The sequence below is a fragment of the Asanoa siamensis genome, assembly GCF_016862555.1.
Classification (GTDB): Bacteria; Actinomycetota; Actinomycetes; order Mycobacteriales; family Micromonosporaceae; genus Asanoa; species Asanoa siamensis.
Genome location: NZ_BONE01000054.1, coordinates 1 through 14,166 on the forward strand (window position 1 = coordinate 1; position 14,166 = coordinate 14,166).

At 73.4% G+C, this 14,166-nt stretch carries 15 protein-coding genes; 6 read left to right on the forward strand and 9 right to left on the reverse strand.

All coding sequences use genetic code 11. The features are described from left to right. On the forward strand, positions 1-506 hold a 506-nt coding region (gene coaD / locus Asi02nite_RS28110; protein WP_239127174.1), incomplete at its 5' end, for a pantetheine-phosphate adenylyltransferase. A 4-nt stretch (positions 507-510) separates the two neighbouring features. On the opposite strand, the gene Asi02nite_RS28115 is transcribed toward coaD, so the two are convergent. Genes Asi02nite_RS28115 through Asi02nite_RS28125 form a run of 3 tightly spaced genes read right to left on the reverse strand, consistent with a single transcriptional unit; the run spans position 511 to position 2,525 of the window. Further along, positions 511-969 carry a MerR family transcriptional regulator gene (locus Asi02nite_RS28115; protein ID WP_203716941.1) on the reverse strand — a complete coding sequence of 153 codons (459 nt, stop codon included), beginning with the start codon at positions 967-969 and terminating at the stop codon, positions 511-513. Between the two features lie 19 nt (positions 970-988). Beyond that, complete coding sequence (locus Asi02nite_RS28120) at positions 989-1,849, reverse strand: SDR family NAD(P)-dependent oxidoreductase (protein ID WP_203716942.1); 861 nt, start codon at positions 1,847-1,849, stop codon at positions 989-991. 46 nt (positions 1,850-1,895) lie between these two features. Then, complete coding sequence (locus tag Asi02nite_RS28125; RefSeq protein ID WP_203716943.1) at positions 1,896-2,525, reverse strand: hypothetical protein; 630 nt, start codon at positions 2,523-2,525, stop codon at positions 1,896-1,898. 90 nt (positions 2,526-2,615) lie between these two features. Between Asi02nite_RS28125 and Asi02nite_RS28130 the strand changes: the two genes are divergently transcribed. Both Asi02nite_RS28130 and Asi02nite_RS42430 read left to right on the forward strand, forming a co-directional pair. Beyond that, positions 2,616-3,353, forward strand: coding sequence for an arginase family protein (locus Asi02nite_RS28130; protein WP_203716944.1), 738 nt, complete (start codon positions 2,616-2,618; stop codon positions 3,351-3,353). Positions 3,354-3,512: 159 nt separating this feature from the next. Further along, positions 3,513-5,450 carry a sigma-70 family RNA polymerase sigma factor gene (locus Asi02nite_RS42430; protein ID WP_203716945.1) on the forward strand — a complete coding sequence of 646 codons (1,938 nt, stop codon included), beginning with the start codon at positions 3,513-3,515 and terminating at the stop codon, positions 5,448-5,450. On the opposite strand, the gene Asi02nite_RS28140 is transcribed toward Asi02nite_RS42430, so the two are convergent. From Asi02nite_RS28140 to Asi02nite_RS28155, 4 genes are read right to left on the reverse strand one after another with little or no spacing between them, the layout of a single operon-like run. Further along, positions 5,432-6,259: a hypothetical protein gene (locus Asi02nite_RS28140; protein WP_203716946.1), complete on the reverse strand. Its 828-nt coding sequence runs from the start codon at positions 6,257-6,259 to the stop codon at positions 5,432-5,434. The genes Asi02nite_RS42430 and Asi02nite_RS28140 overlap by 19 nt on opposite strands. Positions 6,260-6,268: 9 nt before the next feature. Further along, the gene (locus Asi02nite_RS28145; RefSeq protein ID WP_203716947.1) at positions 6,269-7,405 is read right to left on the reverse strand and encodes a type III PLP-dependent enzyme domain-containing protein; all 1,137 of its coding nucleotides are present in this window, start codon (positions 7,403-7,405) and stop codon (positions 6,269-6,271) included. Then, complete coding sequence (locus Asi02nite_RS28150) at positions 7,395-8,972, reverse strand: IucA/IucC family protein (RefSeq protein ID WP_203716948.1); 1,578 nt, start codon at positions 8,970-8,972, stop codon at positions 7,395-7,397. Before Asi02nite_RS28150 ends, Asi02nite_RS28145 begins: the two co-directional genes overlap by 11 nt. Continuing rightward, the gene (locus Asi02nite_RS28155) at positions 8,969-10,381 is read right to left on the reverse strand and encodes an IucA/IucC family protein (RefSeq protein WP_239127177.1); all 1,413 of its coding nucleotides are present in this window, start codon (positions 10,379-10,381) and stop codon (positions 8,969-8,971) included. Before Asi02nite_RS28155 ends, Asi02nite_RS28150 begins: the two co-directional genes overlap by 4 nt. Positions 10,382-10,563: 182 nt before the next feature. Here Asi02nite_RS28155 and Asi02nite_RS28160 point away from each other — a divergent pair, with 182 nt between their 5' ends. Beyond that, on the forward strand, positions 10,564-11,400 hold the full coding sequence (locus Asi02nite_RS28160; RefSeq protein WP_203716949.1) for an endonuclease/exonuclease/phosphatase family protein: 837 nt from the start codon (positions 10,564-10,566) through the stop codon (positions 11,398-11,400). On the opposite strand, the gene Asi02nite_RS28165 is transcribed toward Asi02nite_RS28160, so the two are convergent. Further along, on the reverse strand, positions 11,351-11,929 hold the full coding sequence (locus Asi02nite_RS28165) for a dihydrofolate reductase family protein (protein ID WP_203716950.1): 579 nt from the start codon (positions 11,927-11,929) through the stop codon (positions 11,351-11,353). The two genes, Asi02nite_RS28160 and Asi02nite_RS28165, sit on opposite strands and share 50 nt — an antisense overlap. Before the next feature lie 71 nt (positions 11,930-12,000). Continuing rightward, positions 12,001-12,840: an AraC family transcriptional regulator gene (locus Asi02nite_RS28170; RefSeq protein WP_239127179.1), complete on the reverse strand. Its 840-nt coding sequence runs from the start codon at positions 12,838-12,840 to the stop codon at positions 12,001-12,003. A gap of 117 nt (positions 12,841-12,957) precedes the next feature. Between Asi02nite_RS28170 and Asi02nite_RS28175 the strand changes: the two genes are divergently transcribed. Together Asi02nite_RS28175 and Asi02nite_RS28180 are read left to right on the forward strand one after the other, a co-directional pair. Next, positions 12,958-13,206, forward strand: coding sequence for a TIR domain-containing protein (locus Asi02nite_RS28175; RefSeq protein ID WP_203716952.1), 249 nt, complete (start codon positions 12,958-12,960; stop codon positions 13,204-13,206). 106 nt (positions 13,207-13,312) lie between these two features. Then, positions 13,313-13,942 carry a hypothetical protein gene (locus Asi02nite_RS28180; RefSeq protein WP_203716953.1) on the forward strand — a complete coding sequence of 210 codons (630 nt, stop codon included), beginning with the start codon at positions 13,313-13,315 and terminating at the stop codon, positions 13,940-13,942. The last annotated feature ends 224 nt before the right edge of the window (positions 13,943-14,166 follow it).

Here is a 14,166-nt window from a genome sequence, read left to right on the forward strand (position 1 = left end):
GCGACCGCGCTGTCCATCCGGGCGTCGCCGTGGAACCGGCCCACATCGTGACGCCCGCCCCGACCCGCGGGGTTCATCAAGGCGATGCCGCTGACCTGACGCCTGCCGTGACCCGTGCGGTCTATCCCGGGACGTTCGATCCCTTCACCCCGGGGCACCTCGATGTCGTCGCCCGGGCGCGCCGGCTGTTCGACCATGTCGTCGTGCTGGTCGCGGTCAACGACGACAAGCGCCCGTCGCAGCCGGCGGCCGCTCGGGCCGCCGCGATCTCGCGTGGGCTCCCGGCGGACTGGGGCAACGTGTCGGTGGACGCGTGGCGCGGCCTGACCGCGGACTACTGCCGTGGCCACGGATGCGCGGTGATCGTCCGCGGCGTCCGGGACGCTACCGACTACGCCTACGAGCAGGGGCTCGCGGGGATGAACGAATCCCTGGGCATGACCACGGTCTTCGTTCCGGCCCGGCCGGAGCTGGTGACGACGTCAGCGACCGCGGCGCGAATCTGAGCCCTCAGCCTTCCGGGTGTCCGTCGTAGACGCGGATCTTGTGCTCGGTCGTCTCCAGCGCAAGCCCGAGCTCGCGGATCTGCCGCGCGATCCGGTCGCGCTGCTCGAGCATGATGCGGCGGCGTTCCGGGACGGTGCGCGGGCCCTGCTCGACGAGCGCGATGTAACGCTTGAGGTCGGTCATCGTCATGCCGGACAGCCGCATCCGGGTGAGGAAGACGAGGCGGCGCAGGTCGGACGCGGCGTACTCGCGGTGCCCGGCGCCGTTGCGCGCGGGCCGCACGAGCCCTTCCTGCTCGTAGTACCGCAGGGTGTGCGCCGACAGGCCGACGAGCCGGGCCGCGTCGGCGACGCTCAGCGGCGTCGCCGCGGCCTCGATCGTGGCGTCGTCGTGCAGCGCGTCGATCGCCGACGGCCCGTCGCCGGCGGCGAGGATGCGCGCGACCAGCGCTTGGGTTGCCATGACCCCGAGGGTACGGCGGTCAGAACGCGCGTACGGCGGGCGGCAGGCCCGGGAAGTCCGCCGACTCGCTCACGGACGCCCACTTCTCGACGTCGTCGAGCGCACCGCCGTAGGCGCGGGTGAGGTTGCGGACCGCCTCGGCGCCGAGGGGGAGCCGCAGCGGCGCGTCGGGGGTGTCGAGCAGGTTGCGGATCACCCGGGCGGCGCGGGCCGGGTCGCCCTCCTGGATGCCGTCGGCTTCGGCCATGTTCGTGCGTACGGCTCCGGTGGTCGTGTCGTAGACCTCGCTCCGCCGGGCCGTGTTGAGCACGTCGGCGGCGTTGAACGCCGTGCGGAAGCGGCTGGGCTCGACGATGAGGACGCGGATGCCGAACGGTGCGACCTCGCCGGCGAGCGCCTCCGACCAGCCTTCGAGCGCGAACTTGCCGGCCGAGTAGCTGCCCACGGCGGGGAACGACATCCGCCCGCCCTGGCTGCTCATCTGCACGATCGCACCCGCGCGACGCGCCCGCAGGTGGGGCAGCACGGCACGCACGTAGGCGGCCGGGCCGAACAGGTGCTGTTCGAGCATCGCCCGCAGCGCGGCATCCGTGATCTCCTCGGCGGTGCCGACCTGGCCGGCGCCGGCGTTGTTGACGAGCACGTCGACGTGCCCGAACACGTCCAGCGCCCGGCGCACGACCGCGGCCGCTCCGGCCGTGTCGCGCACGTCGTGCGCGACGGCCAGGAAACGGTCCCCGTGCCGCGCCGTCAACGAGGAGAACCGTTCGGCCCGGCGCGCTGTCCCGATCACCTGCTCGCCGGCCGCCAGGGCGGCCTCGGCGAGCGCCAGGCCGAGACCGCAGCTCGCACCCGAGATGAGCCATGTCTTCGTGGTCATGGCCCCGGACGCTAGAGCTTCGAGTGCGCTCGAACGCAAGCCGCGGTCAGCGGCACCAGAGGCCGCCGACCCGCAGGCGGGTGGCTTGTTCGCCGGGCTCCAGGTCGAGGACGTCGAGCAGCGTCGGGTCCGCGTCGATCGCGTGGGACAGGTGGCTGATCGTCGCTGTTCCGGCGGCGTCGCTGGTGCCGCCGAGCTGCCAGGCGCCGTCCGCGTGGGTGACGCTCAGGACCGGCTCGCGGCGGTCGCGGGTCGCGGGTGTCTGGGCGCAGGTGGTGCCGAGCAGCCAGTGGCGCATCCAGCGGGCGCGGCGGTCGCGGTCCATGACCTGGTCGACGACCGCCCAGACGAACGGCAGGTCCTCGTGGGCGCGGGCCTGGTCGGCGGTCAGGTGGGGACCACCCTCCGGTACGCGCTCGAACGGCTCGTCGACCAGCCCGAACGCGTGCTCGCCGTCGTGCACGAAGACCCGGGCGTGGAACGTGCCGCCACCGGGGTTCCCGGCGCCGATCCCGACCGTCATGGACCCGACGCGCGGCTCGATGCCGGCGATCCACCCGAACGCGTAGGAGGCGAGCTCGCCCCGTGGGCTCACGAACTCCCCGAACGCCCGCCGGTCGACGCCGCTGGCATCGCAGTTCGGCGCCTCGCGCAGGTCACCTTCGATGATCTTCACCCGGCGAGCTTAGGTCCTGGCCCGAGCCGCCGCCGTCCGGCCGGCAACGCGACCCCGGCGGCGGGCCGTCCGGGCCCATAGGCTGCCCGCGTGGTGACCTTTCACGTGCCCTGGCATCAGGACGAGCGGCTGACCGACGAGAGCATCCCCCTGCCCGCCGGGGCGGTGACGGTAGTCCCGGTGCTGCCCGCCGGCACCACCTGGGAGCGGCTCAGAGCCCTGCACGACGCCGTAGCCGAGCGGGTCGCCCACCAGATAACCGACGGGGACGTGCCGACCGTCGTGTCCGGCGACTGTCTCGTCGCCCTCGGCACCCTCGCCGGGGTGCAGCGGGCCGGTTTCGATCCCGGGATCGTCTGGTTCGACGCGCACGGCGACGTCCACACGCTCGACACGACGACCTCCGGCTACCTCGGTGGGCTGTCGTTGCGGCTCGCTCTGGGCGCCCACCCGGACCTCGCGGTGAACCGGCCCGTCGACGTCGACCGCGCGCTGCTCGTCGGCGCCCGCGACCTCGACCCCGCGGAGATCACCTACCTGGACGGCGCCACCGCGCCCGCCACGCGCACCGTCGAGGACCTGGGCACCCTGCCGGACGGCCCGCTGGTGCTGCACGTCGACCTCGACGTGATCGACGCGGGCGCGCTACCCGGCCTGCGTTTCCCGGCGCCCGGCGGCCCTAGCGCCGCGGCCGTCCGCGCCGCGATGGACGAGGTCCTGCGGACCGGCCGGGTGGCCGCGATCGACCTCGCCTGCCCCTGGCACCCGGCACCGTCGCCACAGACCCAGGCGGAACGGCAAGACCTCCTCGCCCACCTAACATCCTAGGACGCCTTACAGGGTGTGCGGCCAGTCGCGACGACAAGAAAGCGCCGACGACGCTACGCCCGGTCGAACAAGTCCTAGGGGCGCCTTAAATGTGTTATCCCGTGGTCGCCCCGCTGGTCTCCTGTGCGCCACGATGAGGCGGCTTCAAGGAGAGGTGCGATGCACGAAGGGTACGAGCAGGCGTTGGTGCTCGCCGCTCGGGACGGGGATCCGCGGGCGGTCGACCAGCTGGTCGCCGAGTATCTACCGCTGGTCTACAACGTGGTCGGCCGGGCGCTCGACGGGCACCCCGATGTCGACGACGTGGTTCAGGAGACGATGTTGCGGTGCCTGACCGGGCTGCGGACCCTGCGCGACCCGACCCGGTTCCGGGCGTGGCTGGTCGCGATCGCCGTCCGGCAGGTACGGGACCGGCAGGCCGACCCCTACCGGGCGCGCCAGGCGGGCCACCCGGGCGACGACGTCGGGCAGCCGGTCGCGGACTTCGCGGACCTGACGATCCTGCAGCTCGAGCTCTCCGGCCAGCGCCGGGAGGTCGCCGAGGCGACCCGGTGGCTGGATCCCGACGACCGTGAGCTGCTCTCGTTGTGGTGGCTGGAGTCGTCGGGCGAGCTGACCCGCGACGACCTGGCGCTGTCGCTGGGGCTGACGAACCAGCACGCGGCGGTACGCGTCCAGCGGATGAAGGCGACCCTCGACACGGCCCGGATCGTGGTGCGGGCCCTGACGGCGCGGCCGCGCTGCGCGGACCTCGACGATCTCGTGGCGGGCTGGTCGGGGCGGCCGGACGCGTTGTGGCGCAAGCGGCTGGCCCGGCACGTGCGGGACTGTGGCTACTGCGGCCAGGCGCAGGTGCAGTTGGTGGCGGCGGAGCGCCTGCTGGCCGGCATCGGTCTGGTGGCGCCGGCGGCGGGGTTGGTCGCGGGCGTGCTGGGGATGGCCGGCGGCGCGGCGGCGGTGTCGGGCGGTGCGGTCGGCGCGGCGGCGGCGACGGGCTGGAACGCGGCGACGGGCGCGGCGGTGGAGGGGCTGGCGACGGGCACGACGAGCGTCACCGGCACGGCGGCGGGTACGGCCGCGAAAAGCGCCGGCTGGGTGTTGAAGGGTCTGGCGATCTCGAAGCCGGTCGCGGCGGCGGTCGCGACGGTCGCGGTGGCGGCGACGGCGGCTGTCACGTTCAGCGTGGTGCGCGCCGACGACGCGGTTCCGGCGGCGGCCCTGTTGCCTCCTCCCACGAGCGGGGCGCCGTCGCGCGTATCCCCTGATCCGACGCTGAGTCCGACGGCGGTCCCGTCGGCGACGGTCTCGCCCACCGCGAAGCCGTCCCCGAGGAAGACGGCGGCGAAGCCGTTGCCGCCGACCCGCACGACGGCGAAGAAGGGCGCCGCGGTCTGGGATTTCCCGGCGGTGAACGCGGGCCTGAAGGCGGTCGGCGCCTCCTGGTACTACAACTGGGGTGCGAACAACGACCGTATGCCGGCGAGCGGGGTCGAGTTCGTGCCGATGATCTGGGGTACGGCCAACGCCACCGACTCGACGCTCGCGCAGGCGAAGCGGGAGGGTGACACGCTGCTGGGGTTCAACGAGCCCGACATGGCGGAGCAGGCGAACATGACGCCGGCGAAGGCGTTGGAGCTGTGGCCGAAGCTGCAGGCGACGGGGATGCGGTTGGGCAGCCCGTCGGTGGCGTTCGGCGCGGCGGACACGGGCAAGTGGCTGGACCAGTTCATGAGGGGCGCGAAGGAGAAGGGTTACCGGGTCGACTTCATCACGCTGCACTGGTACGGCGGTGACTTCTCCGCGGCGGCGGTCGGGCAGCTGAAGGGCTACATCCAGCAGGTGTACGCGAAGTACAAGCTGCCGATCTGGTTGACGGAGTTCGCGTTGATCCGGTTCGACGGGTCGGGTGCGCACTATCCGAGCGACGCGCAGCAGGTGGCGTTCATCAACGGGGCGACGGACATGCTGCAGGGCCTGTCGTACGTGGAGCGGTACTCGTGGTTCGGGTTGCCGTCGACGGCGGACAGCCACACGGGTCTCTACCAGGAGAGCGGCGCGTTGACGCCGATGGGTACGGCCTACCGGGCGGCGGGCTGATCCACGAGCAGGTGTTCGTACGGGAAGCCGTCGGTCAGCTCGTCGCGGCGGGCGGACAGGTCGCGGAGTCGGGCCTCGATGTGGGCGAGGTCGACGAGGTCCGGCTCGGCGCTGTGGCGCAGTTTGAGGCGTTGGCCGATGGCGGCGCCGGCGAGGTCCTCGGCGAGGCGGTCGGCGGGGACGCCGCAGGTGGTGCGGTGTTCGGCGAGCAGGACGCGTTCGAACACGTACCCGCCTTCCTGGAGTTGGAGCCAGGCCCAGCCTTCGGCGGGGCCGCCGGTCCAGCGGACGCGGATGCCGCGGATGATCGGGTCGAAGAGCTGCCGGGCGGCGTACGCGTCGACGGCGGCGGCGCGAGCTACGGAGGAGAGGTCGTTGACGTAGCCGGTGCGGCCGTCGGGTAGGCGGCCGACGATGTCCCGGTAGCCGCGGCCGCCCTCGGCGGCCCCAGCATGGGAGTCGTCGCCTTCGCCGAAGGCGCGGGCGTCGAGGATGTAGTTGAGGATCTGGGTGCCGTGGTCGGCGCCGGTGAGCGCGGCCGAGGTGATCCGCAGCAGGGGCAGGCCGACGGCGTCGCAGACGGCGGTGGTCATCCGTTCGACGCGCCCGCCGGGTTCGGCGGCGCTGAAGATCAGCGCGAACTCGGGCGCTTCGGTGGCGGCGTCGGTGACGAGGTGGTCCAGGACGACGGTGCCGGCGGTGTTCCATTGTGCGCCGGTGATGCCGGTGGGCTTGCGGCCGATCACCTGGCCGAGTCGGCGGCCGGTGTGGACACGGCGGCCGCCGCGCAGGATGGAGGGCGTCGTCACGGCCCGACGCTAGCTCACGGGCGGCAGGACGGTCACCTCCGGGTACGGGTGACGTAGGAAGTCGTGGTGGGAGATATCCCACCCGTACGCGCCGGTGCGGGCGTAGACGAGCACGTCGCCGACGCGCAGGCGGTCGACGTGCTGGGCGCGGGTGAGGACGTCGCGGGGGGTGCAGAGCTCGCCGGTGGCGTCGACGTCCACGTTCGATACCTCGGGGCGGGCGTACGGGTGGGGCCAGTCGTCGACGGGCAGCACGGTGAAGGGGTGGCTGTAGCCCCAGGCGGCGGGGAGGCGGAAGTGGTGGGTGCCGCCGCGCAGGACGGCGAACCAGCGGCCGTGGTTGCGTTTGAGGTCGATGACCTCGGCGGCGTACCAGCCGGTGTCGGCGGCGATCCACCGTCCGGGTTCGACGGTGAGGGTGACGCCGGCCGGGGGTGGGGTGATCCGCAGCCGGTTGAGGTCGAAGGTGGTGTCGCCGGTGTAGTCGATGCCGAGGCCGCCGCCGGCGTTGACGTAGGTGAGGGTGATGCCGAGGCGCCGCGCGGTGGTGAGCGACCAGGCGACGGCGTCATCGACGAAGCGGGCGTGGGCGGCGGCGTCGAGGTTGTTGGAGACGGCGTGAAGGTGGAAGCCGCTGATCGGCAGGTCGCGCGGGAGGGTGTCGAGGTCGTCCTCGGCGATGCCGAACGGGGTGGGTGTGCCGGTCATCCGGTGGCTGCCGCTGGGTGTGTCGGCGGCGCGGTTCACCCGTAGGGCTGTCCTGGGGTGGTGGCCGCGGGCGAGGTGGGTGAGGCGGCGCAGCTCGTGGGCGCTCTCGACGTGGATCATGGCGTCGGCGGCGACGGCGGCGCGCAGCTCGTCGTCGGTCTTGGCGGGGCCGGCGAACGCGATGGTCTGCGCGCCGGCGGCGAGGGCGAGGTCGAGCTCGCCGCCGGAGGCGACCTCGAGGCCGTCGGCGTGGGTGGCGATGGCGCGCACCAGGTCGGGGTTGCTGTTGGCCTTGACGGCGTAGAGGACGCGGGTGCCGGCCGGGAGGGCCGCGCGGAGGTCGGCGATCCGGCGTGTCGCGATGTCCGGGTCGTAGACGTAGGCGCAGACCGGTCGGCGGCCGGCGCGGATGGCGGCGGCGACCCGTTCAGGGATCATGCAGCGGATTCTGCACGGGTACGTAGCGGTCTCCGTGGCCGGCCAGCCGCATCCGCACGAGTGCCTTGTGCGGGACGGTGCGGGCGGTCAGGGCGGCGTGGTCCTCCTTGGCGGCGCGGGCGCAGGTGGGGTCGCGCAGCAGCGGCTCGTAGGCCTCGTCGAGGGCGGCGCGGATCTCCCGCCAGGCGCGGTCCTCGTCGAGGTCGTGGGAGCGGGTGAGGCGGACGACGATCTCGCCGAGGTGGGCCTGCAGGGCGGTGTAGCCGAGTTTGGCGCGCATGACGTCGACGTCGTCGGTGGCGACGACGGAGCCCGGCCACAGCGGCGGCGGGTCGGCGAGGCGCGGCAGGTAGAGGCGCAGGCCGGCGAAGTCGCGGAAGACGATCCGGTGTGGGCGGCCGTCGACGAAGGTGGGCAGGCAGTTCTGCAGGTGGGCTTCGAGGGCGATGCCGTGGCGGGCGGCGAGGCCGACGACGGGTGGCAGGAGCAGGCGGGCGTACGCGCCGACGAAGTGGAGAGCACTCCCCGCTCCCGGGGGGACGAGGTGGTCGAGGGTGTCGCCGGCGGTGAGGCCGCCGCCGGGGATCGCGGTCTCGCTGGGTGCGAGGTGGCGGTCGAGGCCGTCGCGCAGGATCGCGGACCCGTCGCGGCCGGCGCCGGCGGACAGGGCGGTGCCGGCGGTCTCGGCGAGCAGGACGGTGGTGGGGTCGTCGGCGAGGAGGCGGTGCAGGACGGTGGAGATGGCGGGGCCGTTGCGGGTGCTGGCCGTGGAGATGCTGCGGCGGGTGGAGGTGACCTGGATGTCGAGGGAGAGCTTGAGGTAGCGGCGGTGGCCGTCGCGGGCGGGTGGCAGCAGCAGGGTGCGGACGGCGGCGGTGGGCGCGGCCTCGATGGTGCCGTCGAGGTCGCGGATGCGGCCGGCGGCGTAGAGGTCGGCGTAGCGGTGGCGCAGGACGGTGTCGCGCTGCCACTGGTGGACGGGGATGACGGTGGCGCCGTCGGGGACGCCGTCGTAGCCGGCGGCCAGATCGAGAGCGTCGCCGGTCAGGAGATCGGGGTGTACGGCGATGAACGCGACCGTGGTCGTGCCGGCCTCGACGTCGTGGCGCAGGGTGTCGTCGGTGTCCCAGCCGAGGCGGGTGCGCCCGCACGGGTGCAGGTTGTGGCCGTCGATCGCGACCCGCTCGTAGGCGAGGGCGCGTCCGTCGGGGTCGTCGCCGGGGTCTTTCGGCTGGGGGCGGGCGAGGGCCAGGGCGAGGTTCACGGTGGCGTTGGTGAGCTCCTCGGTGAGCGCGGCGGCGCCGGGGAGGCCGCGTGGGAGCAGGTCCGCGGGCGGGTCCTCGAGCTTGTCGACCTCGAGGCGGTCGAAGCCGTGGCGGCGGCCGACGCCGGCGAACCGCTCGCGGGCGTCGCCGATGTCCTCCCGGTAGAGGGCGCCGGCGAGGCGGCGGCCGACGGTGGCGGCGGCGCGCGGCAGGGCGGCCCGGAACGGCGCCACGAGCGCGGGCGCGGTGAGCGCCAGCCGGGCGGTGGTGTGCCGGGCGGCGGTGTCGAGGTCGGTGGTCACCTGTGCTCCGTCAGCGGGTTCGGTACGTAGGCCCAGATCGGTTCGAGCGGGTCCGTGGCCAGGCGCATGCTCGTGGTCGCCTTGACCGGCAGCGTCTCCCGGCGCAGGAGGCGGTCGCCGGCGGTGCGGGCCGCGGCCGCCCACAGCTGCGCGGGCGGGGTGGCGGTGGCGGCGGCGAGGGTGCCGACGATCTGGCCGAGGACGACGGTGAGGGCGGCGAGCAGGGTGGTCTCTGGCTCGTCGGGGTCGATCGCGGCGATGTCGCCGCGCAGGGGTGGCGTCGCCGTGCTCGTCGGGTCGATCCGGATGCCGCCGACGTCGCGGTAGTAGAGGGCGCCGGGGCGGCCCCGGTCGAGCGTGAGCAGGGTGTTCTGGCCGTGCGCCTCGAGGCCGATGCCGCGGTCGAGGAGGTCGAGGGGGCCGGTGACGAGCAGGCGGGTCAGGTCGGTGAGGAAGGGTCGCGGGTCGCCGGCGTACGCGAGCCGGACCGCTTCCATCGCGATCGGGGCGCCGCCGGCGGGTGAGGGCGCGGACAGGGCGGCGACGGGGATCGCGTGGGGCGGCGGGGCCTGGCGGTGGACGACGGCGAGGCGGCGGTCGGGGCCGGCGTCGGTGGTGACGGCGCCGGCGGCGTACTCCCGCAGGATCGTCATGGTCGTCGTCTGTCCGGCGAGGAACGCGGTCAGCGCCGGTCCGTTCTCGACGGCGGCGGGGGAGACCGTGCGGACGGCGCTGGTGAGCTGCGCGTCGATGGCGGTCTTGAGGTGCAGGGCCGGGTCGTCGAGCGGCGCGAGGGTCCGCAGCGACATCAGCGGGCGGGCCGGGCGGGTGCCCGTGGGGCGCAGCCAGGGGTGGTCGGCGCGGACGCGCTCCCACTGCCACGGGTGCAGGTGCAGCAGCGGCGGCAGGCCCTCCCCGGTGGTGTGCCAGCGGTCGGGCGGGACCTGGACCTGGACGAGGTCGACGACCGGGCGGTGCTCGGGGGCGTAGGCGAGGACGTCCTGGGTGGACATGCCCGATCGGGTACGGCAGCCGGGGTGCAGCGGGTGCCCGTCGACGACGAGTTGCTCCCAGTGCGGCGGGGCCGGGCGGGTGATCGCGGGTGGGCCGTGGTCGGGGCGCGGCTGGGTGGCGTGGGCGAGGGCGAGGTTGGCGACGCTGTTGTCGACCTCGGCGGCGAACCGGTCGTGGCCCATCGCGCGCAGCAGCGCGGCCGGGTCCGCGTACCCGTGGGGGGCCTTGATCTTCTCGCGGTCGAAGGCGGTGACCAGCCGGTGGCGGATCGCGTCGCGGGCCGCGGGCAGGTGCAGCAGGTAGGCCGGGTGCAGGTCGGGGCGGTGACGTTCCAGCCACCGCGCGGTCGTCGACGGGTCGGGCCCGTCGAGGGGCTCCGCCGTCGTGCCACTCACACCCGCAAGCTTACTAAGGGCAGCCTTACCTACTGGCGTGACCCCGGTCGCTTGTTCAGCGGTCCCGGGAGCGGCGCAGCCAGATACCGGCCGTACCGATGAGGATGAAGACGAGGGCGGTGCAGACCAGGACCTTGAAGATCACGCGGCCACCCTGCCACATCACCCCGTAGGGTGCATAGGTGCGGTTGGCGACCTTCAACGTGTTACACGGCCGATCCATCGACGACGGCATCGTCGACAGGAAACGGTTCGCGGAGTCGGTGGCGGCGATCGACGCCGACGTCCTGGCCCTCCAGGAGGTCGACCGGCTGCAGCCCCGCTCGGGCTCCCTGGACCTGACGACCGTCGCCGCCGAGGCCGCGGGCGCGGTGTCGCACCGCTTCGTGGCGGCGGTGGTCGGGACGCCGGGGGAGACCTACCGGCCGCTGTCGTTCGACGACGACGGTGCCGACGAGCCGAACTACGGCATCGGCCTGGTGAGCCGCTACCCGGTCCGCTCGTGGCGCACGCTGCGGCTCTCACCGTCACCGGTCCCGGGCCCGATCTACATGGTGGGGCCCGCCGGCGGCCGCGGGCGCCCGATGCTGCTGCGCGACGAGCCCCGCGTGATGGTCGTCGCGGTCCTCGACACTCCCTGGGGCGACGTGACGGTCGGGGCGACCCACCTGTCGTTCGTGCCCGGCTGGAACCTGTGGCAGCTCCGCCAGGTGGTCCGGGTGCTGCGCACGTTCCCGGCCCCGCGCATGCTGCTCGGAGACCTCAATCTGCCCGCGGCGCCGGCGGCCCTGGGGTCGGGGTGGCGGCCGCTGGGCCGGGTGCCGACGTTCCCGTCGTCGGCGCCGCGGGTGCAACTCGACCACGTGCTCGCGGACCCGCGCGGCTGGGGGACCTGGCCGTCCACAGCGGACGTCACCACCCCCGTCGTCCCGGTCTCCGACCACCGCCCGCTCGTGGTCGACCTCCCGCTCAACGGCGCACCCGGTAGCGCAGGTGCAGCACCCGGTCACCCCGGATGACCTCCGGGTCCTCCAACAGGTGCTGCGCGTCGACCGACCCGAAGTAGCGCTTCCCGGATCCGAACACGACGGGTACGACGTCCATGCGCACCTCGTCGACCAGCCCCGCGGCCAGCGCCTGGCCACCGACGTCACCGGCGGCGACCTCGACCAGGCGGTCACCCGCGAGTTCCCGCGCCCTGGCCACGGCCGCCTCGACACCGTCGACGAAGTGGAACGGCGCCGCCGGGTCCCAGCCCTCGGGCGGCGGGCGGTGCGTCACGACGACCACGTGGTCGATGCCGCCGGGCGGCTTGCCGTCCCAGCCGTCCGTGAGGTCGAAGACGTGGCGGCCGGCGACGGTCGCCCCGACCTGGTCCCAGTAGGCGCGGGTGTAGTCGTAGGACGTGCGGGAGACCTTCACCGCGCCGCTGTCGTCCAACGGCACGTCACCGCTGACCAGCCACTCGAACAGCGGCCCGGGGTCGTCGTTCGCGTCCGCGATGAAACCGTCGACCGACACCGAGCTGTACATGACCACCGTGCCCACGGGCTCTCCTCCGGTTTTTCTTGGGATGGGCCCCAAAATAGTGGGTCGCGGGTCGTCGCTCTTGTAGGAAATCAATCGGCCGGCAGTGACCAGTTGTCCAGCACGTTGCCGGGGTGCTCGCGCGCGAACCGCCGCCGGACCTGCGCGTACCGGGTCGGCGTGAGCCCGGTGAACGCCCGGAACTCGTGGCCGAAGTGGGCCTGGTCGAAGTAGCCCGCGGCACCGGCGACGTCGCTCCAGTCGACCGGCGCGGCGAAGTCGATCGCGAGCAGGGTGGCGGCGAAACGCTGGGTGCGGGCCAGCCGTTTGGGTGTGACGCCGACGAGCTCCTTGAACCGCTGCGTCAGGTGGGTGCTGCTGACGCCGGCCGCCGCCCGCAGGTCGGCGATCGCGACCGCCCCGCCGGTTGCCGCGATGACACCGCTCGTGTGGCGGACCAGCCCAAGGCCCCGGGTCGCGCACAGCCGTCGCGCGAGCGCGTCCTCGAGCAGCGTCAGCATCTCGTGCGGGCCGTGCGCCGTGGCGAGCCGGTCGCGCAGCTCGGCGACCGCGGGTCGGCCCCAGACCTGTTCGACCGTCACCGGGCGGTCGCGCAGCTCGGCCGCGGGCATCGGCAGGAACGGTGCCAGACCCCACGGCTTGAGGTGCGCGCCGACGGACCGGGTCCAGGGTGGGTAGCTGAACTCCCACGCGCGGGTGGGCACGGTGATCACGCAACCGTCGGCGTAGTCGGTCGCCTCGACGTCGGCGCCGGCGCGGATGCGGAACGGCGGCCCGAGGTTGAGGACGAGCAACGCGCCCGGGCTCGGCGGCAGGGTCAGGCGGGCGTACGGAGGCGCACCCTCCAGGTAGTAGAGGTCGTCGATCAGCCGGTCGAGCGGCGGTCGCGGCACTACGGACACGTACTCCACGTGCCCAGCATCGCCGACGCCTCGGTTTGGATCATGGGTGGGGCAGGGGAGCGGGATGGCAGACTCATGTCCCATGATCGATGACGTGGCCGCGGGGCGCCCGCCGATCGTCGTGCTGTGCGGCTCGACGAGGCGAACTACCGCCTCACGCTGGAGGGCGCGATCGTGTTGTCGGTGGGTTTCCACCCGCACGCCGCGCCCGACCCTGGCGCGAAGGCCGCCCTGGCGGAGTTGCACCTGCGGAAGATCGACCTGGCCGACCGGGTGCACGTGCTGAACGTGGGCGGCTACATCGGCGGGTCGACCCGCGCGGAGATCGCCTACGCCACGGCGCAGGGCAAGCCGATCACCTACCTGGAAACCTGACGGCGCTCGCGTTCCCTCGCTAGGTTGACATAATGTGCATTATCGAACAACCGCTGATTACCCGGGTGTCCCGGGAAGGCGGTAGGCGCGTGCCAGAATGGCCCGCGTGAAGGATCCCCGGGACATCACGCTGCACGATCTGATCACCAGCTGGTACGGCCCGCCGGTCCGCGCGGCGATACCGCTTCCCGACACCTGCGACTGGCTGCCCGCACCGCTCAAGCATTGGCACACGCTCGCGTCGCGCTGGGACGCCCGGCTCACCCGGATGACGTCGATGGTGCCGCCGGAGAAAATCCAGGTGGCCGACGACGGCAAGGCAGTGTTCATGGTGGACGCCACGGGCGACTGGCGCTGGTCCTTCGACCCGGCCGACCCGGGCACGGTCCACGACGCGGAACTCTACGAGCCCTGGCAACGCAACCCGGAACCCTTCACGCAGTTCCTGATCCACACCGCCACCCGCGAACTGGTCCACAGTGTCCCCCACCGGCTATGGACATCCGCGGCCCCCGACGCCGCCGTGGCCGAAATCCTCTCCCCGCTAGAAGAAATCGGATTCGGCGCATGGCAGTGGCCAACCCCCGGCCACCGAATCTTCACGGGCGACGACACCCTGGTCCAGGTCGTAGCCGCCGACGGCGGCTGGCAGGTCGAGGTAGCAGCCCGCGAACCCACCGCCCTGACCCGCCTGGAGTCCATAGCCACGATCACCTGGCACCGCCCCACGAGGTAACGGCCGCCAGCCCGGCGGCGCGTGCCGCCCGGCGCGTAACCCGGTGCCGCGCCGCACACATGCCCCACGCGAAGTAACCCGGTGCGGGTCGCACGTGCGCGCCCGCACCGGCGGCGCACGTGCGCCGCCGGGCGACGTAACCGCTGCAGGGCCCTAGACCGGTGTGGGCCCGTAACCGGTGCCAGGCCAGCCGGTCCCCAGACCGGTGCCAGGTCCCGAACGTT

Bases quoted from the DNA above. Each gene is read 5' to 3' on its own strand.
- Asi02nite_RS28115 (WP_203716941.1), bottom strand. From the start codon at position 969: ATGGCAACCCAAGCGCTGGTCGCGCGCATCCTCGCCGCCGGCGACGGG.
- Asi02nite_RS28120 (WP_203716942.1), bottom strand. From the start codon at position 1,849: ATGACCACGAAGACATGGCTCATCTCGGGTGCGAGCTGCGGTCTCGGC.
- Asi02nite_RS42430 (WP_203716945.1), top strand. From the start codon at position 3,513: ATGCACGAAGGGTACGAGCAGGCGTTGGTGCTCGCCGCTCGGGACGGG.
- Asi02nite_RS28145 (WP_203716947.1), bottom strand. From the start codon at position 7,405: ATGATCCCTGAACGGGTCGCCGCCGCCATCCGCGCCGGCCGCCGACCG.